The organism is Spirosoma sp. KCTC 42546 (genome assembly GCF_006965485.1).
In the GTDB taxonomy this organism is placed as follows: domain Bacteria; phylum Bacteroidota; class Bacteroidia; order Cytophagales; family Spirosomataceae; genus Spirosoma.
On sequence record NZ_CP041360.1, the window covers coordinates 6582272 to 6606634 of the forward strand.

General features: G+C 51.3%; 21 protein-coding genes and 1 riboswitch. Of the genes, 11 read left to right on the forward strand and 10 right to left on the reverse strand.

Features of this window, described 5'->3' with window-relative positions; translation table 11 throughout:
• Positions 1-15: 15 nt before the first annotated feature.
• Positions 16-627, forward strand: a complete 612-nt coding sequence (locus EXU85_RS27030; protein ID WP_142775069.1) for a hypothetical protein — start codon at positions 16-18, stop codon at positions 625-627.
• A 7-nt stretch (positions 628-634) separates the two neighbouring features.
• On the opposite strand, the gene EXU85_RS27035 is transcribed toward EXU85_RS27030, so the two are convergent.
• The 3 genes from EXU85_RS27035 to EXU85_RS27045 are packed head-to-tail and all read right to left on the reverse strand — an operon-like array spanning position 635 to position 4444.
• Positions 635-2098 (reverse strand): TolC family protein, encoded by a 1464-nt coding sequence (locus EXU85_RS27035; RefSeq protein ID WP_142775070.1) that lies wholly within the window; start codon positions 2096-2098, stop codon positions 635-637.
• Entirely contained in the window at positions 2095-3447 is a 1353-nt protein-coding gene (locus EXU85_RS27040) for an HlyD family secretion protein (RefSeq protein WP_142775071.1), read from the reverse strand. The genes EXU85_RS27035 and EXU85_RS27040 overlap by 4 nt, the downstream gene beginning before the upstream one ends.
• Positions 3440-4444, reverse strand: a complete 1005-nt coding sequence (locus EXU85_RS27045) for an ABC transporter transmembrane domain-containing protein (protein WP_142775072.1) — start codon at positions 4442-4444, stop codon at positions 3440-3442. Before EXU85_RS27045 ends, EXU85_RS27040 begins: the two co-directional genes overlap by 8 nt.
• A gap of 119 nt (positions 4445-4563) precedes the next feature.
• Here EXU85_RS27045 and EXU85_RS27050 point away from each other — a divergent pair, with 119 nt between their 5' ends.
• Entirely contained in the window at positions 4564-5274 is a 711-nt protein-coding gene (locus EXU85_RS27050; RefSeq protein ID WP_142775073.1) for a TetR/AcrR family transcriptional regulator, read from the forward strand.
• 100 nt (positions 5275-5374) lie between these two features.
• Here the strand turns inward: EXU85_RS27050 and EXU85_RS27055 are convergent, their stop codons facing one another.
• Complete coding sequence (locus EXU85_RS27055) at positions 5375-6676, reverse strand: alpha/beta fold hydrolase (protein ID WP_142775074.1); 1302 nt, start codon at positions 6674-6676, stop codon at positions 5375-5377.
• A gap of 111 nt (positions 6677-6787) precedes the next feature.
• Positions 6788-6890: riboswitch (TPP riboswitch) on the forward strand.
• Between the two features lie 46 nt (positions 6891-6936).
• Here EXU85_RS27055 and thiM point away from each other — a divergent pair.
• From thiM to tenA, 4 genes are all read left to right on the forward strand, one after another.
• Positions 6937-7743 (forward strand): hydroxyethylthiazole kinase, encoded by an 807-nt coding sequence (gene thiM, locus EXU85_RS27060; RefSeq protein WP_142776850.1) that lies wholly within the window; start codon positions 6937-6939, stop codon positions 7741-7743.
• Positions 7740-8381 (forward strand): thiamine phosphate synthase, encoded by a 642-nt coding sequence (thiE, locus tag EXU85_RS27065; protein WP_142775075.1) that lies wholly within the window; start codon positions 7740-7742, stop codon positions 8379-8381. The genes thiM and thiE overlap by 4 nt, the downstream gene beginning before the upstream one ends.
• Positions 8382-8504: 123 nt before the next feature.
• Positions 8505-9311, forward strand: a complete 807-nt coding sequence (gene thiD, locus EXU85_RS27070; RefSeq protein ID WP_142775076.1) for a bifunctional hydroxymethylpyrimidine kinase/phosphomethylpyrimidine kinase — start codon at positions 8505-8507, stop codon at positions 9309-9311.
• Between the two features lie 7 nt (positions 9312-9318).
• Positions 9319-9969: a thiaminase II gene (tenA, locus tag EXU85_RS27075; RefSeq protein WP_142775077.1), complete on the forward strand. Its 651-nt coding sequence runs from the start codon at positions 9319-9321 to the stop codon at positions 9967-9969.
• Positions 9970-10009: 40 nt separating this feature from the next.
• Here tenA and EXU85_RS27080 read toward each other — a convergent pair whose 3' ends face one another.
• Together EXU85_RS27080 and EXU85_RS27085 are read right to left on the reverse strand one after the other, a co-directional pair.
• Complete coding sequence (locus EXU85_RS27080; protein WP_142775078.1) at positions 10010-10477, reverse strand: RES family NAD+ phosphorylase; 468 nt, start codon at positions 10475-10477, stop codon at positions 10010-10012.
• Positions 10478-10481: 4 nt separating this feature from the next.
• On the reverse strand, positions 10482-11006 hold the full coding sequence (locus tag EXU85_RS27085; protein ID WP_142775079.1) for a DUF2384 domain-containing protein: 525 nt from the start codon (positions 11004-11006) through the stop codon (positions 10482-10484).
• Between the two features lie 329 nt (positions 11007-11335).
• Between EXU85_RS27085 and EXU85_RS27090 the strand changes: the two genes are divergently transcribed.
• Positions 11336-11932 (forward strand): cupin domain-containing protein, encoded by a 597-nt coding sequence (locus EXU85_RS27090; RefSeq protein ID WP_142775080.1) that lies wholly within the window; start codon positions 11336-11338, stop codon positions 11930-11932.
• Between the two features lie 122 nt (positions 11933-12054).
• Positions 12055-12897 (forward strand): helix-turn-helix domain-containing protein, encoded by an 843-nt coding sequence (locus EXU85_RS27095; RefSeq protein WP_142775081.1) that lies wholly within the window; start codon positions 12055-12057, stop codon positions 12895-12897.
• Positions 12898-13245: 348 nt separating this feature from the next.
• Here EXU85_RS27095 and EXU85_RS27100 read toward each other — a convergent pair whose 3' ends face one another.
• From EXU85_RS27100 to EXU85_RS27115, 4 genes are all read right to left on the reverse strand, one after another.
• Complete coding sequence (locus EXU85_RS27100; RefSeq protein ID WP_142775082.1) at positions 13246-15330, reverse strand: acylase; 2085 nt, start codon at positions 15328-15330, stop codon at positions 13246-13248.
• A gap of 73 nt (positions 15331-15403) precedes the next feature.
• A complete protein-coding gene (locus EXU85_RS27105; RefSeq protein WP_142775083.1) occupies positions 15404-17806 on the reverse strand; it encodes an ABC transporter permease in 2403 nt (800 codons plus the stop codon).
• 56 nt (positions 17807-17862) lie between these two features.
• On the reverse strand, positions 17863-18360 hold the full coding sequence (locus EXU85_RS27110; RefSeq protein WP_142775084.1) for a hypothetical protein: 498 nt from the start codon (positions 18358-18360) through the stop codon (positions 17863-17865).
• A 44-nt stretch (positions 18361-18404) separates the two neighbouring features.
• Complete coding sequence (locus EXU85_RS27115; protein WP_142775085.1) at positions 18405-18758, reverse strand: PadR family transcriptional regulator; 354 nt, start codon at positions 18756-18758, stop codon at positions 18405-18407.
• Between the two features lie 353 nt (positions 18759-19111).
• Here EXU85_RS27115 and EXU85_RS27120 point away from each other — a divergent pair, with 353 nt between their 5' ends.
• The 3 genes from EXU85_RS27120 to EXU85_RS27130 are packed head-to-tail and all read left to right on the forward strand — an operon-like array spanning position 19112 to position 24346.
• Positions 19112-19813, forward strand: a complete 702-nt coding sequence (locus EXU85_RS27120; RefSeq protein ID WP_142775086.1) for an RNA polymerase sigma-70 factor — start codon at positions 19112-19114, stop codon at positions 19811-19813.
• A complete protein-coding gene (locus EXU85_RS27125; protein WP_142775087.1) occupies positions 19810-20811 on the forward strand; it encodes a FecR family protein in 1002 nt (333 codons plus the stop codon). The genes EXU85_RS27120 and EXU85_RS27125 overlap by 4 nt, the downstream gene beginning before the upstream one ends.
• A gap of 34 nt (positions 20812-20845) precedes the next feature.
• Positions 20846-24346, forward strand: a complete 3501-nt coding sequence (locus EXU85_RS27130) for a SusC/RagA family TonB-linked outer membrane protein (protein ID WP_210422411.1) — start codon at positions 20846-20848, stop codon at positions 24344-24346.
• Positions 24347-24363: the final 17 nt, after the last annotated feature.

A 24363-nucleotide genomic window follows, 5' to 3' on the forward strand; every position in this document is an offset into this window, starting at 1 on the left:
ATAAATCACACGATTATGAAAAATACGAGTAGTCACCTCCGCCGGGCAGCTTTCGCTTATTTATTAGCTGGAATAGGCCTTTTAGCCTTTGGATTCCAATTTTGGTTTTTAGGTGCCGTTGAAACAGAAGCGAAAGGTCGTTTGCTGGCACCATTCATTTTTTTGGCTGATGACGCCTTTGTTCCAACCGAACAGGGAGGCTGGATGGGGCTTATTTCTAAGGTGGCGATGTTCATTGGTGCCCTTTCTCTCTGGGAAGCAGGTGAACCTACCGGCTTCGGCAAAAAACGATCCTTGTTATTCATTCCCATGGCCGGAGCCATTGCGTATGTGCTGGGTCAGTGGATGCCGTTGCCCTTTGCGCCAATGGGTGCTTTCCTGAGCGGGGTTGGCATGATTGTAGTCGGAATTGCCACCCTGAAAGCCAACATCTGGATGGGTTGGAAACGCTACGTACCCCTAGTAGTGGGTAGTTTTCCATTTGTTTTTATGTTCCCAATACTTCTCCTTTCAGGTTCAAGACCGGCAGAATTGATCGGTCTCTGGGGCTTCCCCTGGATAACGCTAGGACTAGCAGCATGGCAACGGGGCAATGAAATCGCGAGGACAACACCTAGGCTTTCATAGCCCAGCTCTACCCAAGCCGTGTACCGGCTATGTACCATAACGCTGCAATAGCTTTCTGATGTTTGGTTCGCAACTCCTCCAATTTAAGTTGTAAGTCGATCAGCTTTGACTCGCGACTGTTCACGAGGAATAATGAACTTTCACCCAATTCAAACTTTTGCTGCTCAGCCTGTAATAAGGTTCGCTGATTGACAACGGTCTGCTGTTGCACAGCCAGTTGCTTTTCCAGTGCTTTTACCTCATTCCAGGCCGCCTGCACATCATTGGCGATCATCCGTCCCGTCTGCTGTTGCTCCAAAGCGAGCTGTTGGGTTTTAACCTGAATTTGTCGAAGCTTTCCCCGCTCTTTCCTCAAAAACAACGGGAAGTTCAGCTCCAGACTGATCTTGTGATTATCAGGCCGAAACGCATAGTAGCTTGTCCAGTCATAGCCCACACCAGCCTGGGGAGTTCGGCTCAGTAAACTCGCCTGTAAGGCAATTTGGGGTTGTACTAATGATCGTTGGAATCGTTCTTCAAGGGCTAATTGACGTCCTTTTGTGGTCAGTTTGAGCAATTCGGGGTGTTGTTCGGACGCCCTTTGCAGCAATTGCTGAAGAACTGATTCATGAACCAAATCAAGCGAAACCACCTGAGGTACTACGGTGTGAGGGATATCCAGTGGTTGTGGTGTTCCTGTTCGTTCATCGCTTTTCCAGACAAATACCGTTAAGCGTAATCGGGCATTTTGTAAATCAACTTGAGCCTGTTGGAATTGCACTAGCCGATCCTGAACCGTAATCAGCGCTTCGGTCGTATCAATGGTGGCCACATCCCCTAATAATGCCCGCTGACGGAGTCCCTGAAACCGGACATCGGCAACGAGATACCCCTCCCGAATCAGCCGATACTGCTGGTGCGCCAGGTACCACTCCCAATAGGTTTTAGCCGCATCATAGAGGGTTTTATTAATCAGCTTCAACCGATCAGCCTCGGCCAGATTAATGGCTAACTGGGCCTGCCGCAAGGCATTCCGCCGGGCATCGATCAGCAGCCCCTGCCCAATGGGTACCCGTACCCCCAGTGCGGCAAGTCCCGATGAAGGTACGTTATCTTCCGGATTTAGGTACTGTCCATAGTTCTGATCATAGGTCATCTTTAGGTCAATACCACCGGGCAACACGGGTATAGTTACCCCCGATTGCCACTTGCTATAATACAGGCTCTGCCCAAATTCCTTCCGATCATAAGCGGAAAACAGTTTCGGATCAAAAGCCCCCCGAGCCTGTAGTACAGCCTGCTTTGCTTCGTCGGTTAGCAAAGAGGCCTGCCGAACAATCGGATGATGCTCAGAAACAGCTTGGTAAAAATCGGCCGCCGAAAAAACTATAGTAGCCGTGTCGGTGCCGGGGGCTTGTTTAGGCTGAGCACCCAGCATCAAGGAAAAAAGGCAACCCATCAACACGCCTATTCCTACAATCAACGCTCTCATTTTGCTTTGGTTTCGGTTGGTTCCTGTTGTAAACTTGGTGGGAAGCCATTCAACTGTCGCCACAATTCATACCAGATCGGGACGTCATCAAGCATTACCCATCCAAACACCCCTGAGCCAACCCGTAGTTGCTTTGGCCATGGCTGATCACCTGTCAACAGCTTCGGCTTAACGAGCAACCGGTATTTGCCATTTACACCGCCTACGGCATCAATCACGGCAACCTCACCCCCAAACGTGCCGACAGCTACCGCTGGCCAGCCCGAAAACTGGATAGCGGGCCACCCATCGAATTGAAGCCGAACTGTTCGCCCAGGCTGAATTAAAGGCACGTCCATGGCTTTAACGTATAACTCAATGGCGACAGTTGGATTTACCGGCTGCAAGGTGGTAATGGTTTCACCCTCTTTGATCAACTCGCCAATACCCGCCTTAAACGTCCGGACTACATAGCCATCCTGCGGAGCCCGCACAACATACAGGCCGCGCCGTACATCCACGCTACTAATCTTGTTCTGTAGTTTGGAAATTTCACCCGTTGCATCGGCCTGATAGGAAACTGCCGAACTACGATCCGAAAGCACTTTGGCTAGTTTTTCCTGATAATCGGCCTGGATGGTGCTCAGATCGAGCCGGGTATTGATCAGTTCCTGTCGGGATACATTCAATTTGTTTTCCTGCGCAATTACTTTCGCATAATCCTCCTGCAACTTCAGCCGACGGGTTTCCAGGTCGGTTAAGGAGAACAGCCCATTCTTGTGCCCTTTCTCAAATCGCTCCAACCGGTCCACAGCGATCTGGTAGTTTTTTCGGACAGCAATCAGGTCGGTACTATCACTAATAACCTTAAATTCACTCTGCCGAACTTTGTTTCGGGCCGATGCTAACTTAACCTGTAAGCCAGTCCTGAGGGCAGCGACTTGTTCATCCAGTGCCGAAATTTTAGCTCCTGTTGCCTGTAAACTACCGCGCTTAGCCCCCAGTTGTTCATTGAGCCGAAGGGGAAGCTTAGGGTCAAAATAGTCGTCTTTGATATCGGAGATAATCAGGAGGGTATCTCCTTTTTTCACCAACTGACCTTCCTGAACGGCCCATCGCTCAATGCGGCCAGCCACGGCATTTTGCACCGTTTGTGGGCGGTCCTGTGGGGTTAAAGCCGTTACGCTGCCCTCTCCATTGATATTTTGCTGCCAGGGCAGAAACAACACAAGGATGCTAATGAGTAAAATGGCCTGCATCCAGCGGCCCAGTCGCCGACCTGCATCGGGTTTAGGCAGGGCGTGGAGTGTTTTAAGGGGGTAGTGACTAAAAAGCTGTCCGTCTACCCGTTGATTTGACAGATTAAGCATGGGTTTCAGTGTCGGTTTCTAAGGGTAAATCCGTTACAGTTGCAATTTTCTCAACCGCCGTCAGCAGATCAAACACCGTATCGATTCCGGAGATCAGCTTTTCTACGGAACTCGTAATCAGGACAATAACCAGTTCAGCCGCAACGAATTGACCTAGCGTCATTTCGCGCCCAACCACCAGGGTTGTACCCAGAATGAGCAACCCACCCGTAACGAGCACTTTGAACGCAACAGCACTGTAAAACAGTCGTTTCAATACCCGAAAGTGATCGGTACGATGCGCTACATAACTAGCCACCAGCTCGTCCATCCGGTCAATAGGCTCCAGAGCGTCTTCACGCTGGCGATAGATCGGCAGATCGCGGGCCATGTCTTCCAGCCAGGCTACCACCTTGTATTTATACTTCGATTCATTCAGGCTAGTTCGTAATCCACGTGGGCCGTAAAACCAGCTGATAGCCACGACGGTGAGTAAAGTAAACAAGCCAAATCCCAGAAAAATAGGGTGGTAAAACGAGAGCAGAATAATTCCGAACAAAATCTGCACGGCTGCCGCCGTCAGGTCTATCAGTAGCTTGGGAAGCCCTTTCTGAATCGTCAATACATCGAAGAAGCGGTTCATCAGCTCAGGCGCATCGCGGACGGGCAGGGCTTTCGGCTCAATTCGGGGAAGTCGGTAGGTGAATTCAAAAGCGGCTTTGGCAAAAATCCGTTGCTGAATAATTTCGACCAATGTCGTTTGACCGACCAATAGCATACCCGAAATAAACACGCCAAGAATAATAAGGCCTATCAGCACATACACAGAGCTAAAAACCAACCCGCCCGATACCAGATTGAAAACAGCCTGAATACCAAGCGGTAAAGACAGGCTTATCAACCCGGTTACCAGCGCATACAGGTAGATGTAGCCAATATCTTTTTTCTCGGTTCCCAGTAACCGGAATAGCCGTTGACTAGGCGATGGTTGTGGTTGTTGATATACAGATGAATTCATAAGTGTATTACTTAATATTTTGATAGTATTACTATCATTATTGCAAACATAACTTTTATCCACGAAAGTTTGTTTCTTCGTTAAGCGATTTTTACAGAAACGGACAAACTAGTCAATAGATGGAATATAGTGTACTTGTACGGATGAACGAGAAGTTATTTCTGCGTGATCCGGAAAGCTCAGACCTGGGGCGTCGAATTGTTCGGCAGGGCGTTTTATTGTTAGCAGAAATCGGCTTTGAAGATATGACGTTTCGGAAGCTGGCAGATCGGATTGGTACGAAGGAAGCCAGTATCTACCGCTATTTTGAAAACAAACACCGGCTGCTGGTATACATGGTAGCCTGGTACTGGCAATGGCTTGAATACCAGTTAATTTTCCAGACCAATAACTTAACTGATCCGAAGGAGAAATTAGAGCGTGTTCTACACATATTGCTTTTAAAGGGTGCTTCGCTACCCACTGGACAGGCGCCTACCGATGCTATTGACATTATAGCGCTGCACAGCATCGTTATCCGGGAAGCCAGCAAAGCGTATCTGACCCACCACATTACGGAAGACAATCGCCAGCAGCTTTTCAAGCCGTACAAAGACTTATGTGGCCGCATCGCCGGTATCATTCTCGAATACCGGCCTGATTACCCCTACGCCCGGTCGCGCGCCAGTTCCATTATTGAAACGGCTCATTACCAGTCTTTCTTTATGCAATATCTTCCCTCACTAACCGACTTTGGGAACCAACCGAACGGCCTGCCGGAAAGCGAAGATCGTTTGGTAAGCTTTCTTCATCATCTTCTTTTTTCCTCATTGGAATCGGGAATGGCATAAATACGCTATGTATGAGAACCAGCCTATCGTGTCAGTTTTAAGAAACTGACACCACAATCTAGCGGATGATGGGCTATCCTTACTTCAGCTTATACAGTTCCTACGGCTTCGCGTGCCGCATTTCCAGCCCAACCGACATGCGGGGTTTGAAGCCGGTCCACGTTCCAGCAGCGCCTGTTTCGGGTAGATCCAGGTACTTCGTATACTCCATTTTCTTGAGATGAATACCCAGAAATGCCGTAACGAAGTGCTGGTTGATGTTATTGATCCGGCGTTCATTCCAGGCTGGTTCGGCATAATGCATGTACTCATCAACAGACACGCCGGGCTGGAGTGAGGCTACGGGTGGTGGGTTGGGTGCTACATTGTGCCGGGCATTTACGTAGGTCAGCAGGTAGCGGTCCGCATTGATGGCTCCGTCATAAATAGCTTTGATGCCTTTTTCGTAACCCGATACATCATCTTTACTCCCCGCCACAAACAGCGTCGGCAAGGTCAAACCCGCCAGCCCTTTAGCATCCCAGACACCGCGCTCCATGCCCCAGGGCGCAAAGGCAACAACGGCCTTAATTCGCGGATCGAGCGAAGCTTTAAAGGTTGGCGAATCCATTGAGCGGCCTTCAAGGGCCGTACTGCCCTGCGCCAGTTGACCGAACAGCTTAACGGCCTGAGGACTGTACCCCGCCCCAACGGCATTGAGTGCACCGTAGCCTCCCATCGAATAACCAACCAACGCCGTATTGTCAGCATTGAGCAGGCCAGCCAGAAAAGTAGTACTGGACTTGGCACTCAGTCGGGCCATTTCGTTCAGTACAAACAGATCATCGAGCGCACGGTTCAGCAGTGTACTTGGAAAACCAGCCGCATCACTGTAGGTCGATTCGGTATGATCAATCGCGACAACAACATAGCCTTTCGACGCCAGATTTTCGGTTAGGTAGGTGAGCAGCAGCCGAGAACCGAGGTAGCCGTGCGACACGATAACCAATGGGTACGCGCCACCGCTGGCATCTGGCTCAGCATCGCGAGCAGCCCGGCCAGCAAACGTGAACGGAATAAGGGGTCGTTTAGGGTCGTTGGCCCGACCAAGCACCGACTCATAAGTAACGGTGGCTGGCTTATTGGCCGAAATACGAGCCGGGTACCAGATTTCAACCGTCAGCGGACGATCATACAGTGGGCTATTTCCCTCTTTCTGGTGCAGCACATCAACCTGATCTTTGTGAACTAGTTTAAGGGTTCGCACGCCAACACCGTAGGTTCCACGAGCTGCGAGTTCGGGGGCATTAGGTAACAGATCGCCATTTATGAAGGTATTGTCAGGGGTTTGGGCGATGGTCTGCCAAGTGGCTACCAGCGTAAAGAGCAGGAGCAGCAGGTAACGAATAGCGGTCGATTTCACAGATTTTAAGGAGTAGGAATATTGCCCGTAAAGCTATCTTAAACTTTCTAAAGTCAAGAGACAGACTTATTTTTTTGTCATTCTATAATTCATTATCCCCTACCTTTGCCAACACAACTTTAGGGGTGTCAGTACCAAATCTGGACTGACTGAGAGAATACCCTCACTACCTGATGCAGCTCGTACTGCCGTAGGGAAAAGTTACCGAGATGCGCTCCGCTCTCCTAAAGTTGCTGTTTACCGAACTCATTAGCAGCAACATGACTCAATCTCCTCAATCCATCTGGACCGATATCGAGCGTATCCGCACGCAGGCTCCGCTAGTCCATAACATTACCAACTTCGTGGTCATGAACAACACGGCCAATGCGCTATTGGCACTGGGGGCTTCGCCCGCGATGGTCCATGCTCCCGACGAAGTTGAAGAGTTTGTTTCGATTTCCAGTGCGCTGGTTGTCAACATTGGTACGCTCGACGCCACGTTTGTGGCCGGTATGAAGCTCGCGATGCGGCAGGCTAAAACCCTTGGGAAGCCTATTGTTTTTGACCCCGTTGGCGTTGGCGCAACAACCTTCCGAAATCGGGTTAGTGAAGAATTGCTGGCCCTGGCCCCACCCGATATCATCCGGGGAAATGCCTCCGAAATTATGGCACTGGCGGGATTGAATGCCCAAACCAAAGGTGTCGACAGTTTATACGGTTCCGAAGCCGCCGTCGACGCAGCAAAGCGGTTGAGTTCTGTATGGGGCAGTGTGGTCGTGATTAGTGGCGCAACCGATTACATCATCCAGGGCGAACAGACGGCCGTTGTAGCCAATGGTCATCCCCTGATGACTAAGGTAACGGGCATGGGCTGCACGGCTACTGCGCTGACGGGTGCTTTCGCTGCCGTTAATACCAATTACTTTCAGGCGGCAACACACGCCATGGCCGTTATGGGCATTGCGGGTGAACTGGCCGCGGAGAAAAAGCTGGCCCCCGGTAGCTTGCAGGTTAACTTCCTGGATGCCTTGTATGAACTGACCGAATCGGAGATTGACGAACGACTTAAGCTGACATGGGCATGAGTCAGTTGTATTTAGTAACCGATAGCGCTATTGCCCAACAGGCGGGCCATACGCTGGCATACGTAGTGGAAGAGGCCTGTCGGGCGGGGGTTCGCTGGGTCCAACTCCGGGAGAAAGAGCTATCGACCCGCGCCTTTCTGGACCTCGGACTAGATTTAAAACGCATTACACAAGCCTACGGAGCCCAACTAATCATCAACGACCGGGTCGATATAGCCATGGCGATCGATGCCGATGGCGTGCATGTGGGACAGGACGACATGCCTTGCGCGTTAGTGCGTTCGCTCATCGGCCCCGACAAGATTATTGGTCTGTCGATTAACAATTTGACCGAACTGGAAGCTGCTCGTGACGCCGATGTGGATTATCTGGGCATCGCCACTATCTTTCCGACGGGTACCAAGCAGGATACATCCAGTCTTTTGGGATTAGCTGGGTTACGGGCCATTTGCCAACAAACCAGCCTACCCACCTTTGCTATTGGCGGCATCAACGCAACCAACATACAGTCCATTCGACAGACCGGAGCTTTGGGTACTGCAGTGGTGTCGGCCATTTGCGGACAACCCTCACCGTATGAGGCTAGCCGGGAACTCATTCGGTTGATGGATGATGCACAAGTGGGGTCGGTTTCTTAAAACCGACACGCGTTAGGTTTCTCAAAACCTAGTGAAATCATACCAACGGTTTTGAGAAACCTAACGCGTGTCAGGTTTAGAACCTGACACCACTCACAATTGAACCTTCATTCTCAATTAAGCATGAAAACCTACACACGAGTATTAACGATTGCCGGTTCGGATAGTGGTGGAGGGGCTGGCATTCAGGCCGATCTTAAAACATTTGCCGCGCTTGGCTGCTACGGCATGTCGGTGATAACGGCTTTAACAGCTCAAAATACTAAAGCCGTTACAGGCATTCTGCCAATATCTCCGGCCTTTATTGCCGAACAGATGAAGGCTGTACTAAGCGATATTGGGGTCGATGCCGTTAAGATCGGGATGCTTCACTCGCCCGAAGTTATTGTGCAAGTGGCTAAAACATTAACCGAATTCGGGGTAACGACTATTGTGCTTGATCCGGTTATGGTGGCCAAAAGCGGGGATAAACTCTTGCAAGACGAAGCCGTCGACGCGCTTAAGTCCTATTTACTACCTCTGTCCTCCGTCATTACGCCTAACCTACCCGAAGCAAGTGTATTATTGGGTCGATCTGTTGAAACACTGGCCGATATGGAACCAGCAGCGGAAGAGTTAGCCAAACTATGCCTAGGGGCCATTCTGGTAAAAGGCGGCCACCTGACTGCCGACGAAAGCACGGATCTCCTGTACCTCTCGGAACATGAACAGCATTTCTTTCCAACCGCCCGCATAACAACAGGAAACTCGCACGGCACAGGTTGCACGCTCTCCTCCGCCATTGCCGCTGGGCTGGCAAGAGGATTATCCGTGATCGATGCCGTTGCTGCAGCCAAAGACTATGTCACACAGGCACTTCAGATGGGGGCTGTCTACAAGCTAGGGCACGGACACGGGCCTGTTCACCACTTTTTTAACTGCTGGCAATAGAGCTACTATGAAATTCACCGACCAACTCTGGCAGGACATCAGTCCTGTTTATGAAGCTATACTCGATCATGGTTTTGTGGGAAACTTACTGGATGGGAGCCTTCCGGGGGCTACATTCCAGTATTACATTCAGCAGGACGCGCTGTATTTAACGGACTTCAGTCGGGCATTGAACCAGTTAGCGGCACGGGCCGCAACGCCCAACGACATGCTTCAGTTTACGCAGTTCGCGCAGAATGCCATTCTTGTTGAACGGGCTCTGCACGAAACGTACTTCACCTTGTACAACATCCAGCCAGAAACCCGGAAAATGCCCGCCTGTTTTGCCTACACCAACTACTTGCTGGCCACCACATCCCTTCAAGCCATTGCCGTAGGTGCCGCTGCCGTGTTGCCGTGTTTCTGGATTTATCGGCAGGTGGGTAAGTACATCTACCAGCAGGCCATTCAGGAAAATCCGTATCGGGCCTGGATCGACACCTACGCGGGCGATGCATTCGACCAGTCGGTAAACCAGATGCTCGCTCTCACGGATGCCTATGCCGAAACTGCCGGACCAATTGAGCTAGACCAAATGCGGGAAGCTTTCCGTATATCAAGCCGACTGGAATGGTATTTCTGGAACGATGCCTATACCCAAAATCGCTGGCTGGTGTGAGTAATCTGGCACGTTACGAATTGGTCGATCAAAAAATGGCTCATTTACGCAACCGGCTATCTAGTGATATGGACGATTGACTGACTACTTCCACCTCCGCAAAGGCAGCATGTTGGGGGTGCAACAACAGATTGTAAGATATCTCTAAGATGACCGAAGGCACCGCCATGGCTAAGCAAAAAGGCGCTTGCAACCAGTCGGTTAGTATCGTTTGGGTTTCGCTCAAGGTGCCCCTCTTCCAATAAGCGGGTAGCTTCGTAGGATCAAGCCAAAAAATGTTGTCGGCTTCGTCAGGTAAACGTAGGGTTGTTAACCACAGTTGAGGGAGTTCAGCTAAGGTTAAGGGAGGCAAATGAACCAACGTTTCCAGCAAGGCCAGTTCTGGTGTACGACTGGTGTAAAGGATACCAATACCTTTTGGATTCCAACGGCCACCATGTCGATGGCTTCCCACCACGGATAAAGGCTCCCGATGATAGGGCTCTTTATGGATACGATATACGTCCATTCACTTACCCGGCTATACCCCATTCAATGCGGCCCAGTACATCTTCGGCCAGTGAGAAACCCGATACCGTATCCAATACAGCTAAGGGTGATTGGGCTACTACGGCGAGCTCATCATTCGACAAAGTAGGGGTCGTTGCTTTAGAAGCTGGCTGAACTGGTTGAGTAAAGCTACCCATATCTCGAAGAGAGCCAAGGGTGATTTCCTGAAGGCTTAGGTCCGTATCTGGCCGGTAAGCCAATTCAGCCAGTGGTGTGCGTAGCCAACGTGCCAACAGCTCAACTCGCCCGTCAAAAACGGCAAGTCCTCGTTGAACGAGTCGCTCCAGCAACAACAGCCGTTCGCTAGCGGCCAGACTCAATCGTGCCGCGTTGGCTTTCCCATGCAGTCCCCTGATGGACATATTCAGGATACGGGCCATTTCTTTATCGGTGAGACCTACCAAGCGAGCGACTTCATCAACGCGTCGGCGCAAAACCCCTTGTCGGGCTTGACTGATAATGCTAGTAACTGGCAGAACCGCTTGCATAAGCTAGGCATGAATGTATAGTGCAAAATTACAAACTATAAATGGCAAATTTGCACTAAAAGTTTCTCCTCCTGTGCACAAACCAAACATAGTAAGCTATCTGTTTCAATCATCTTCTTTTTACCGTTACAATGTGGGTGTTTGACTACCTAGCGGAAAGCCAGCACAACATAGATTCAGTAGCAAGAGCAAAAGCTATATAGGGAAGGGACTAGTTTTACTACGTTAAAATTGAAGGAAGTTAGTGACTATGAACATGGCTGATTTTTACCACTAAACAACCTGGCTTACGAGAAACCTTTGCAGAACAGTCTTAACTAGAACTCGTTATGCAACGCAGACAATTCCTGATCACATCTACGGTGGCCATATCCACGGCGGCCGCATCCACGGTGGCCGCATCCACACGAACAGCGTCGGCCTTTGTAGCTCAGGCTACCCCTAACAGCCAACTTGCTCCGCCCAAGCCCTTTATGGTCAAAGCAGGCGACGCCCGTTTTGGGGTTCATACGCCCTATCGGGGGCGAAACGTCAACGACGTAAAAATATCTGGCAAAGACACCAATGGACAATTAGCTGTTTTTGAGTACATTGGTAAAGAAAAGATCGGTCCTTCACTCCATGTACACCACGATCAGGATGAGCTATTTTCAATTATCGAAGGAGAATACATCTTTCAGGTAGGTACCGATCAGTTTACAGCCAAAGCAGGAGACACTGTGTTTGCCCCCCGTGGCATACCCCACACCTGGATTCAATTGTCAGATCACGGCAAGCAGGTATACATGGTGCAGCCAGCGGGACAGCTGGAAGATTTTTTCCTGAAAATGAATGAATTGAAAGGACCACCAACGGAGGAGTTAAGCCAGAAAATGCACAAGGAACATGGGATGACCATTCTGGGACCACCCCTGGCGTTGAAATAAGCGAATGAATAATGGGGAATGTACAATGGATAATGAGTAATGAATAATAACCAGCCTTTTATCCATTACTCATTATCCATTATTCATTGTACATTACCCATTATCCATTATCCATCACTACTATGGACGCCATATTCGACTACCGACTTCCTAGTCCTGCCCTGCGTGACTACGTGCGAACGTTACAGATCGTAGGTTGTTTATTTCCGGCGTCGATGCCCATTTTACCCGTTAAATCGTATTGGCCACGGGCTGAAAATTCGCTGGCATTTTATCCGAAAGACCCCGAAAAACAAGCCTATGGATTTGATGGTAACTTGCTTGAAAAAACACGCTCAACACTTAACGGCCAATATTCAATTGTGACTAACCGACACGTTGGGCGTAATTTCATGGTGTTTCAGGTTCAGTTTCAACCAGGAGCCTTGTTTCGACTAACGGGGATTCCTTCGCACGAACTGACCAATACGTTTGTGGATGCCGAATCCGTATTCTCCACCGAAATCCGCCGGGTAAATGAGCGGTTGAGTTATACGAAGCACTATCTGGACATGATTCCCATTGTGGAAACCTTTCTGTTCTATTTGATCAACCGAGCCAAGAGCAGGCATCCTCGTCCGATCGACAACGTGAGTCGATTTATACTACAAAACCCCATGACGGTTTCGCTCGATTGGATGGCCAATCAGGCCTGTTTGTCCCAGCGGCAGTTTTATCGGCAGTTTATGGAACGGGAGGGTGTCAGTCCCAAATTGTACGCCCGCATTGCTCGCTTTGAAAACGCTATGAAACTAAAAAACGCACGTCCGTCTCTCGATTGGCTAAGCGTTGCCATCCAACTGGGTTATTACGACTACCAGCACCTGGTCCGGGACTTTAAAGAGTTCACCCAACTGACGCCCAATGCCTTTTTTATAGCCGACACCAAATCGCCCGAGCGGGTTTTTGGTGTGGCAGAGACCTAGGAGACCCTTGCGGTCGCCGATTTTACTCGTCATCCGATAAAGTCCTCTTCAGGGCAGAGCCGTTAAGTTCTAGCGTTCCCTTTACTTAATCAGTCTCTTTTATTGGCTTATTTTACCCCCCACCCCCCTAAAGGGGGAGAAAATCCACTTCGGAGTATTCCCCCTTTAGGGGGGTGGGGGGTAAAGACGATAGAACTTAACAGCCCTGCTCTTCAGGGAATTTAGTCGGGCGGCCGGTGCCGGGTTTTCGGGTTTTCAGGCAACCTCTTAGATTAAATCAGGTCTACCACGGAACCGGATTATCAGCAAAATGGGCGTGTACCAGCAGATAATCCGGTTCCGTAATGATTATGGAGTTAACATTTCCCTTTTTTCCAACTGACGCAGAATTGCCGGTTTATCCAGTAGAGCCTCCCGGAGTTTCTTCTCAGACAGGCGCTGCCAACTATCGCCATTGTGCTTATGGCCCGGCTGGCTCGCGTTTCCGTAGCTGAGTGATACCTGCGCGCGTGGCTTCTCGCCAAATTCGGTCACTGCTACGTAGGAATCTCCGGCAACCGCCCGATTTACCTGAGGCTTTCTGGGGTCCGGCGCAAACTGAATGGTCCGGTAAATACCGTATTGTTCAGAGCCCCCATTTGCAGGGTAGTCCTGTCCAGCCGGGCCAAATCGGTTTACGTCTCCCCAAGCAATGTCCAGTCGACCATACCGATCACGCACCTGTGTGGCTGCTTTTCGCAGTAACTCAACCGCCTTTTTGGGATCCCTGAGGCCATCTGGGGTACTGACGGGGCGTTGCGGGTCCCAGCCAACTGCCACCATTCCGGGATTGAACTGGTCGAACCAGGCCGTAAACAAAACGGCTCCCTTACTATCCCGGTTAGTTGTTTTGTCCCAGGCACTGAGCACGGAAGCCGCCTGTTGCGACAGCGAGTCCGGATAGTTCCCGACAGCCGCCAATAGGTCATCCAGAAATCGGTCGGCGGCTTCCAGGCCTGTATTCTGCTTATACCCGGCTAATTCGTCAAAACGAATCGACTGGTCATCTTTAACCAGATTAATCGACCGCTGGGGGCGTAACCGAAGCGGCATACCCACGGGCGACATGTAAGCCGGAAACGTTTTCGGGTTTAGCACGGCTGGATACGTACAGCTCCAGGGTGCGTCATTGGCGTTCTGCACAAACCCAGACGGTGGATTAAGCACGCGGGGTAAATCCCGGTACGGGTGGGTTTGCGTCCAGATGTACTTCGAGCTGGACCCGTCAATAGCTCCTTGCCAGAAGGACCAGTCGCCTTCGCTACGAACAGGTACGTTTCCGTTAAATACGTATAGAATATTGCCCGCATCATCTGCGTAGATAACGTTGAACATTGGCAGTTGCATTCGCTGGAGCGCTGCCTCAAACTCCGCCAGATTGTTGGCTTTCGCCATCGCATGGTGCTGAGCGGCCGTGGCAGACTTGGTCAGCCCGGCAAACCGGAAGGCAAAGGATTTCCCATCTTTGGTTTCCATCACCGGCCCCTGTTTGCTGTAGCGATAGGTAAGCGTCTGCGGCTTAAGCTGCCCATCTGGTTGTCTGATCTGAAGGGTAACATTTTTCTTCTCGAAGGTCTGTTTAACGCCATCCAGCACATAGCCATCGTCTTGTAGCGTTAGTGCATATCGGTCAGCCGCGTCGATCGTGTTCACGGTATGGGTCCAGCCCAGATGCTGATTGAAGGCAATGTTAAGCACTGGCTGACCAACCAGGGATGCTCCGTAAGCCATGAAACCGGGACCGTTCAGGTGGGCCTCAAAAAATAGGAAGAAGCTTTCCCAGGGTAAATGCGGATTCGCCAGTAGCAGTGCTTTTTTCGAGGCTGAGCGAGTGGGGGCAATGGCGTAGGCATTCGAACCGGGTAACATGACCCGAGCGGCTCCGGCTTCATTTCCCCCAATAAATTCCAGACAAATCACTCGGCTGATATGGGCCAGCACATCCTGGGGGGTAATGGGCAATACCTGGTTGAATTCCGCCCCGATAGCCTCCGGGTGAGCTTTTGCATACGCATTTAGTCCACGAACGAAACTATCTAAACATGGTTTGTAATCGGCGGGCTGTTGGGTATACTGCTTCTGGGACTGCTCGGGTAATCCAAATAGAGTCACGATCTTGTCCGAATCCAGATAGTTGGGGCCCCAGTACTCGGCCGCCCGTCCTCTGGCCTGTCCATATAACCGAAGCAGCAGATCGGCATGGTTATGCATCTGGGCATAGCCAAAGCCGTAGTACATCGCTTCCAGCGTTTGCCCATAAATGTGGGGCACTCCAGCCGTATCCCATAAAATCTCAACAGGGGCTGACTTCCCCGCTATTAAACGCTGACGCGTAGTGGGCTGAGCGCTGGTCGTCAACGTCAATAGGAAAAGACAAATAGGTAGCAGCTTCATAAGCAAGTGAACGAATTAGGTAAAGGAGAGTACGATGCAGGGTGTCAGAACGACACACGAAAGATCGAGCCTGTTATTCGCTTTTTAGATAGTGAATCGGATTGGTACGGACGGCTTTTAGGGCCTGTCGAGAGATGGTCAGGGCAGTTATTAGCCCAGTTATCAGGAGCGTACCCCCTATTAACCAGCCGTTTACCGAAATTCGGTACGTATACTGCTGCAACCAACCCGATAATATCCATCCCCCTAACGGTGCCGCCACTAAAAAGCCCAGACCGAGTAGTTTGCCAAATTCCCGGCCAAGCAACCAGAGCAGTTGTTCCGTTCGGGCACCCAATACCCGACGAACCCCAATCTCTTTGGCTTGGGTCTCACTCAGGAACGTAACCAGCCCGTATAGCCCCAGGCAACTCAATCCGATGGCCACCAGCGCAAATGCCTGAGCCAGCCCTGCCACCAATCGCTCTAGTTCGTCAAAGCTTTTCATGATATCCGGTAACGGCTCGGCGCGGTAAACCTCATCGGGCAACAGTTCATCCCAAACATGCTGAATGGCCTGACGAGTCTGGAGTGAATTCGTCGGGGTCAGGCGTAACATGGCCATTCGGCTGTGCGGACGATCATGAACCAACGTTACCGGCAAAATGGGCTGGTGTAGGTCCCCACTTCGAAAATCCCGCACAACACCAACAATAACCCGGTCGGCATCTTTTACCCGAATGGGTTTACCGACTACGGCGGATGGGGCGGAGATACCCAGTTGTTTCACCAGCGTTTCATTGACCAGCACTTCGCGACCGGTCGTATCGGTGGATCGAATGTTCCGGCCCGCCACCAGCGATATGTCGAAAACAGAAAGGTAGTGTTCATCAGCCGCCCGCAGCCGGGTATCAAAAGGTTCTGGCTCGTTCATTTTATGGTAACTGAACGGACTTGGCCGGTTGTAGGGAGACGCGGGTGGATCACTACCAAAAGCCACCTGCTCAACACCCGGCACCTGCAGCCACCGCTCACGCAATGTAGCCAGGGGTACGGCATCCCGTTGCAGCAGGAAAACAACCAGTGTCGATTCGTGGCGAAAACCCCACTCGGCTCGCTGCATGTGATGAAGCTGAGTCGTGATCACCAAGACACTCAGAATAAACAACTGCATCAGTACGAACTGGCCCAGAATAAGTCCCTGTCGCACAGTTAGCCCGCCAATGAGTCGCGTTGTGGGTTTATTCGCGAGTGCTGTTGCAGGCCTGAAACGCGCCAGCACAAACGCAGGATATAAACCAGAGAGGACAATAACGCCGATGATCAAGCTGAGAAACCAACCCACCGCCCGGGGTTGAACCACATCCCGAATGGACAGATCCGGGCGTAGCATGTCAACCTGAGCCGCCAGCGTTCGGTTAACTAGCGGCAAACTCAACTGAGTCAGCACTACCGCAACGAGCAAGGCCAGTAGTACCACCAAGGTTGTTTCCAGCATAAACTGGCCAATTAACTGGCCCCGCGTACTACCCATCACTTTGCGCACACCAACTTCTTTGGCCCGTTTAATTGCCTGGGCCGTTGCCAGATTAATAAAGTTGACGCAGCCCGCCATGACCAGCAACACGCCCACCGCAATCAGGGCATAGAGAATTGGCCGCGGGGCCATACCGCTTCGCTGGTGATTGAGTTCGGCCAGGGGCAAGACATGGTACTCAAACTGAGCGGCTTGCCGGGAAGGTAGATACTTACGCCGAATTGCGGGTAAGCTTTGGCCCAGCAGGTCAGGGTCGACGCCTTCCCGCAGCCGCACAAAGCACATGGCCTGGAGCCCCTGCCAGTCAGCTAGCGCCGTTGGCCCTTCCAGTACGGGAATTGTCGCATAGGACACGAAGGCATCGTACCGAAGCTGCGTATTGGCCGGTGGATCTTTAACAATACCTGTAACTGTCAGGTCGGTTCGGTTATCTAAGCGCAGCGTCTTACCCAGGGCATCTGCCGTATCGAAATACTTGTGGGCGTAGCGCTCGCTTAACACAATTGTGTTGGGAGCCGCGAGGGCCGTCTTGGGGTTGCCACTCACCCACTCCACCCCAAACAGGTCGAAGTACTGGGGCTCGGTATAGCAGACGGTACGGGCTTCGGCAAACTTTTTTATCCAGCCACCTTTCCCGTTCGAGACACTCAGGGTACGCCCAAAGAAGGTTTCCAACCGGACAGCACTCTCCACAAACGCATAGTTGCGCCGGAGTACTTCAGCTAATGGCCGCGGTGCCGCATCGGTCGGCAGCGTTGTTTCATGCTTGACGTCGGTCACTAGCCAGTAAGTCCGATCCAGGTGTGGATGGTACCGGTCAAAGCTAAACATGTAATTGACAACCAAAAAGAGGATCAAACCACTAGCTAACCCGACTGATAGTCCTAGTAGGCTAATTAGATTGACAGACCAATTTTGCCACAAGTGGCGCCGGGCCACGCTGAGGTAGTGACTAACCATCGGGAAGAGGATTTAGGTTGAAACAGTACGTAGCCCGCTTAGCAGCAAAGCCGGATTTAGACCATCTGTGGGCGTTTTGGGTTACGGAACCTTCGAACCAGCCACCATTGAACGACGAGTATACCCATTAATCCAGCTGCCCCCCAGGCGGTTTGGAACGCATCAATTGGCACGGCCAGGGGTCTGCTGACCACAACGAGAAAACCCATCAGGATCAGGAAAGTAAGCACACTGGAGAGTAGCATGTACTGAAAAGGTTTGGTTTCCGGACGCCGTTTGTACCGTCGTTTAGTCTGGGAAGCTCTAGGCAAAGCTGGCGAAGGCCGACTACTGAACTCCTGAAGATAGAGTTGTTTCAACTGATCTAATGCTTGTGGATTAGCCTGCTGCAAAACCTGATCAAAAGCGTCAGAAAAAGCCTGCCCCTGGTCCATACGTTGCTCAATCAGAGAGGCAATATGGTCTACCAATTCGGCATGTAATGCCTGATGTGGCTTGTTTTTCTGGATTTGCTGCTCCAGGCGGTTGAGTTGGGTAGGAGATAATTTGTTCATAAACGTGTGAAAGGGCAAAGGAGTAAACAGGAGGCAGTCATAATTTATTGTCCGAAAGCAACATCCGGTGAAGGCCTGATGATCAGCCGCATCAGTTGAATAAAGCGATCGAACTCACCAGCTTTCCGAACTGCCGTCTCACTACCTGTTGGGGTAAGCAGGTAATATTTACGCAGGCGCCCATCAACCTCCTGGCTTTGTGTAATCAGTAAGCCTTCATCTTCGAGTTTGTGGAGCAACGGATAGAGCGCCCCAAAGGTGAGGGTTAGTTCACCACCCGTGCGTTGGTCAACGGCCTGGGTAATTTCGTATCCGTACATTCGCCCCTGTTGAGCCAGCAATTGAAGAACAATCGTCTTCAGTGTGCCTCGTAAGAATTCCTGGTTGGCTGAATCCATTGATCTAGTTAACGGTTAATTTTCAAACAAAAATATATAAGAAAATTATATATACAAGAAAAGTCAAAAATTTCTCTACCAGCTACCAGGCAAATAGGAAGCCTTTTACTGTTGCCTGCACTGGCTGGTCTGTAACAAGCAAGCAATAGCCTCCCGGTTCTTCCCGATAAACCACTGATAAGTCAATTGACTCCATCACCAGAAATTCAATGGAAGCCACTCATGGCAAAAACCAGTGGATAAGTGTCTACAGCAGACAACCTATCAGAATAATTAAAATAAATCTGTGAATCGACTAAGGGATAAACTGAATTTTGCGGACTTAGTAGTAAACACGTTCTGTTTGCCTACGAATGGCCGAAAATCTACCCAACAACCCTACGCCTACCAATCCCTTCCGGAAACCGGATGCTGAACCGATTGTGGTGGATGCCGAATTTCTGATCCGGCAAACGTTCGCGGAGGACGCCCGACGGGGCTATGAATTACTGTTTCGGCGCTATTATCGGACGCTGTGCAGCCAGGCCGTACGTTTTGTGCATTCGCGGACAGTAGCTGAGGACCTGGTTAGTGATGTATTTTTCAGCTTCTGGAAAAATCAGGTGCACCAACAGATTACCAGCTCGTATCAGGCCTATCTATACATGGCCGTACGGAAGCGTGCTTATACGCATATGCGGCTGGAATTCCAGCAGAACCCATCACCGTTGCAGGCAGAAACAGAACCCATTGAGTTCGACGGTTCGCCAGATCCCGAGCAATTACTTCAGTATACAGAGCTCTATCAACGGATTGAAGAAACCGTACGCACCCTCCCACCCCAATGCCAGCGGGTGTTTGTGATGAGTCGGTTTGAAGGCAAAAAGCACCGCGAAATTGCCGACGAACTCCAGATCTCCCCAAAAACAATTGAAGCTCATTTAAGTCGGGCGCTCACGCAGCTACGTCAGACGCTTCGAATGGGCTTATTTTTCTGGCTAGCCCTACTTGTTTTTACCAATCCCACTACTCAACCGATCCTCCCAGCATCGGCGAAAACTTCTGCTGCCGAATGAACCAGACCATTACAAAAGGAACCCTGTTCGAGCACTTTGCGGGTCGCTCAACAGCACTGCAACGAGCCATGATTGCCGATTGGCTACAGCAACCGGCAAACCAGTTGCAGTACGTAGCCTGGCTCGATGAATGGGAACGCCAGCACCTTCAGTACGTTGCAGATGATGAAAAAGGCCTCCAAACCGTCCTGAACCGGATTGAGGTCTGGGAACAACAGCAATCTCCACTGGCAGCCGTTCCTGACACGCGTGTACGTCCTTTACCCATTAGCCCGCGCTGGCTAGTTGCGGCCAGTCTTGCGCTCTGTCTGTTAGCCGGACTATATGCCAGTCGGCAACAGCTACTGTACAAAACGCAGGAAACAGCCTACGGTGAAACCCGTCAACTGACGCTGCCCGATGGCTCGCAGGTAACCCTCAATGCACACTCGACGCTTCGGATTCCGCGTTTCGGTTTTGGGGCTAAAACACGGGCGGTCTGGTTAACGGGCGAAGCTGCTTTTTCCATCCAGCACACACCCTCCCATCAGCGGTTTGTTGTTCACACCAATCGGGGGGTAGACGTGGTTGTCTTAGGCACCGAATTTAACGTATATGATCGACCGGGGGGCACCAAAGTCGTGCTGAGTAAAGGGGCCATCCAGCTAACGTACGCCAGCCCTACCAAGCCTGTCCGCCAGCTTCGACTGAAACCCGGCGATGCGGTTAGTGTAGATTCATCCGGACAGCTTACGCAAAGTCACACCACACAGCCCGCCATCAGTACAGCCTGGCGCGATCATCGGTTTGTGTTTAAAAGCACGACCGTTCGCGAAATCGCGGAGCTTCTCCGGGACACCTACAACCTGCGTGTCATCCTGAAAAACAAGGAGTTAGGCAACCGTACCGTTACGGGCTCCTTCCAGGCCAACAATGCCGATGAATTCCTGCAGGTGGTGGCCGAGTTACTGGAAATCAACTACAAACAGAAAGACAACACCGTCACTTTTTTCGAATAACTCCTGACTTTCCTACCCTTACCGCAGCTACTTTATGTGTTCACGTTTTACCCCAACTGCGTTGCCCATTCTGCTCGCTGGAACGTTACTCAGCGGTTTCCAGCCTGCCAGCAGCCAAACCATTGCCATGGCACGGCAACAACGTACCAGTGTTGTTGCGCCGGTCGTGGTTACGCACCGACTGGCCGATGTACTGAACGATCTGAAAGTCCGCTACCAGACCGACATTCTGTTTGAAGACCGAACGGTTGCCAATCTGACCGTTCCGGCCGATGCACTGGCCGGAAGCTCGTCGCTGGAGAATGCGTTGAGTCGACTGCTCAAGCCGTTCAACCTGCGTTACAAGCAGGTTAAACCAGGCACCTGGGTTGTGTTAACCCGGAAGCCAACCCCATCAAGCCGCGATGCTCAGCCTCCGGCAAACCCGGCCTCTGAATCAAGTTCGCCGGAAACGAATCAGCTGAATACGGGCCTGCTATCTACAACAACGTCGGTAGCGCCAGCGCCCGAAGATATTCCGATTAGTGGCACGGTGCGAGCCGCCGACAATGGCCGTACTGGCTCCTCCGGTCCACTACCGGGCGTGAGTGTGGTGGTGAAAGGGACCAACCGGGGAACCACTACCGATGCCAACGGTCGGTATCAGATCAACATCCCGGAACCGGCTACTGGCCCCACATCACTGACGCTGGTTTTTTCGTACGTGGGTTATGTAGCCCAGGAGGTGGTCGTCAATAAGCAATCGGAGATCAACGTCCAGCTTCAGGAGGATAATCAGTCGCTGAACGAGGTGGTGGTTGTGGGGTACGGTAGCGTCCGTAAAAGTGATCTGACCGGTTCGGTAACGTCGCTCAAAGCGCAGGATTTAACCCGAGGGACCAATATCAACCTACAGCAAACATTAACGGGTAGATCGCCGGGTGTGCAGATTTACCAGAAAAGCGGTGAACCTGGCGCCACCATGAGCGTTCAGATTCGGGGAATTACGTCCATAACCGGTAACAATGACCCGCTGTACGTGGTTGATGGGTTACCCGTAAACGATGGTACAGCTATTGGCTCCGCCAGCGCAGGCGGCACAACCAGTAACCCCAATAATAGAACGCCACTGAATAGCCTAAACCCGGCTGATATTGAATCGATTGAGATTTTAAAAGATGCATCGGCTTCCGCCATTTATGGATCGCGCGGGGCTAATGGGGTCGTAATTATTACAACCAAAAAAGGAAAAGATGGCAAGCTAAAGGTGGAATACAATGGCACCTACGGCGTTCAGAAAGTAGCCCACACCCAGCGGTTCATGACGGGGGATGAGTACACCAATGTGATCAATTCCATCATTGATCTGGGCAAGTTAACTACCCCCAAAGTAACCGGCCCCAACGCCAACACCGACTGGCAGCAACTGTTGTTCGAGAATGCCCCCATCCAGTCGCACGATCTTTCGTTCAGTGGAGCCGGGGGAAACACCCGCTACTACATATCCGCCGGGTATTTTAATCAGGATGGTATCATGCTCAAATCGGGTACCCGCCGGTACAACGCCCGCGTCAACCTGGAAAATGGTGTTGCCAACAAATACAATGTGGGTATCAGTCTGACTACGTCCTACACACGGGATTACTACAACGCTACAGGTTTGGGCCTGAATGATAACGCCAGCGCCCTGTATATGGCGCAGAACTACGATCCGACTGCCCCACCCTATAACGCCGACGGCTCGTACTATCGCTCCCCCCTGATGGCCCCGATGGATAATCCGCTTGCCGTTATCAATGGGCAGTACGGCATGGGCGATACCTACCGCACCTTCGGGAACATGTACGCCGAGTACTTCCTGATGCCATCCCTGTCGGCCAAGGTTCGGGTGGGAGTCGATTTAAACGATAACCAGCGTTATTTCTGGATCGACCCAACCACCTTAACGGGTTTATCCTACAACGGTTATGCCGATGTACGCGACGGGAAACGGGGCTATTATCTGGCCGAGGGTACGCTGAACTTTAACAAAACGATCAACGATCACCGGATTTCGGCGGTTGTAGGCTCAACTTACGAACGCTATACATCCAGCGCTTTAATTGCCAGTTCCCGCTCCTTTGCCCTGTCGGACCTCACTTTCGATGCGCTGGGTACCGGCGATAATACCTTGAATGGCGTTGGCAGCGGTCGTCAGGAAAACAAGCTGGTCTCCTTTCTGGGCCGGGTGAACTATGCGTTCAAAGGAAAATACCTGCTTACGGGCGCTTTACGGGCCGATGGGTCGGCGCGATTCGGTCCTAACAAACGATTCGGTTATTTCCCCTCGGCAGCGCTGGCCTGGCGAATTCATGACGAAGATTTTCTAAAATCCAGCCGATCGGTCAGTGAATTGAAACTGCGGGCCAGCTACGGCGTAACGGGTAACCAGCCAACAGCAAACTATCTGTATTTCTCCACCTACTCTGCCGGACGCAATGCCGTTTTCAATGAGAGCAAAGTAAGCTCGTTGCAACCTACCCGCAGTGCCAACCCCGACCTGCAATGGGAGTCAGCGGTACAGGCGGACCTGGGGATCGACTTTGGTTTCTTTAGCGGTCGATTAACGGGTAGCGCAGATTATTACAATCGTAAAACCTCCAACCTATTGTACGACATCCCGCAGCCGTCCAGCACGGGTTTTGGCAGCCGTACCGAGAACGTGGGCAGCATGCGCAATACGGGTTTCGAATTTTCGCTGAAGGGCATTGTTTTGGATAAGAAAGATTTCCGAATCGACGCCGGGTTCAACATCACAACCCTTAAGAACCGGGTGCTGAGTCTGGGCAATGTAACCCAGTCCATCGGCTCGGGTCCGGGGAGTATTGGCCAGGTAAGTATTCTTAAAACCGGCGAGTCCATCGGCTCCTTCTACGGTTACATCGTTGACGGCGTTTGGCAAACGGGCGACGATTTCGGGAAGGCCCAAACCGGTGTTCGACCCGGCGACCTGAAATACCGGGATCTGGATGGCAACAACATCATCAATGCCAGCGACCGCGTTATTCTTGGTAAATCGCTGCCCGACTTTTACTACGGTTTCAACACCAATGTCTCGTTTAAGGGGCTCGCTCTGGATGTGTTCTTTGAAGGATCGCAAGGGGCAAAAATGCTAAACAGCAGCTTGGTCGATGCCTATTACCCTGTTGATTATCGGCGTAATAAACTGGCCACTCCCTACCTGAATCGCTGGACGCCCAACAACCCAACCAACGACTATCCGTCTTTTCTGCCGAATGATGTGCAGGGTCAACGGCAGATTACCAACAAAACGGTTGAAGATGCCTCGTACCTGCGTCTTCAGGCTATCCGATTGTCGTACAAGCTGCCCGTGCCCAAAAATCGCTACATCAGTTCGGCTTCGGTGTTCGTCAACGGCCAGAATCTGTACACGTTCACGAAGTATAGCGGCACCGATCCAGCCGCTAATGCCCTCGGTGATAATATCTTACGAATCGACTACAATACCTATCCGCTCACCCGAACCTTCACAACCGGCCTTAACCTCCAGTTCTGACTTTAGCTTGTATTTCA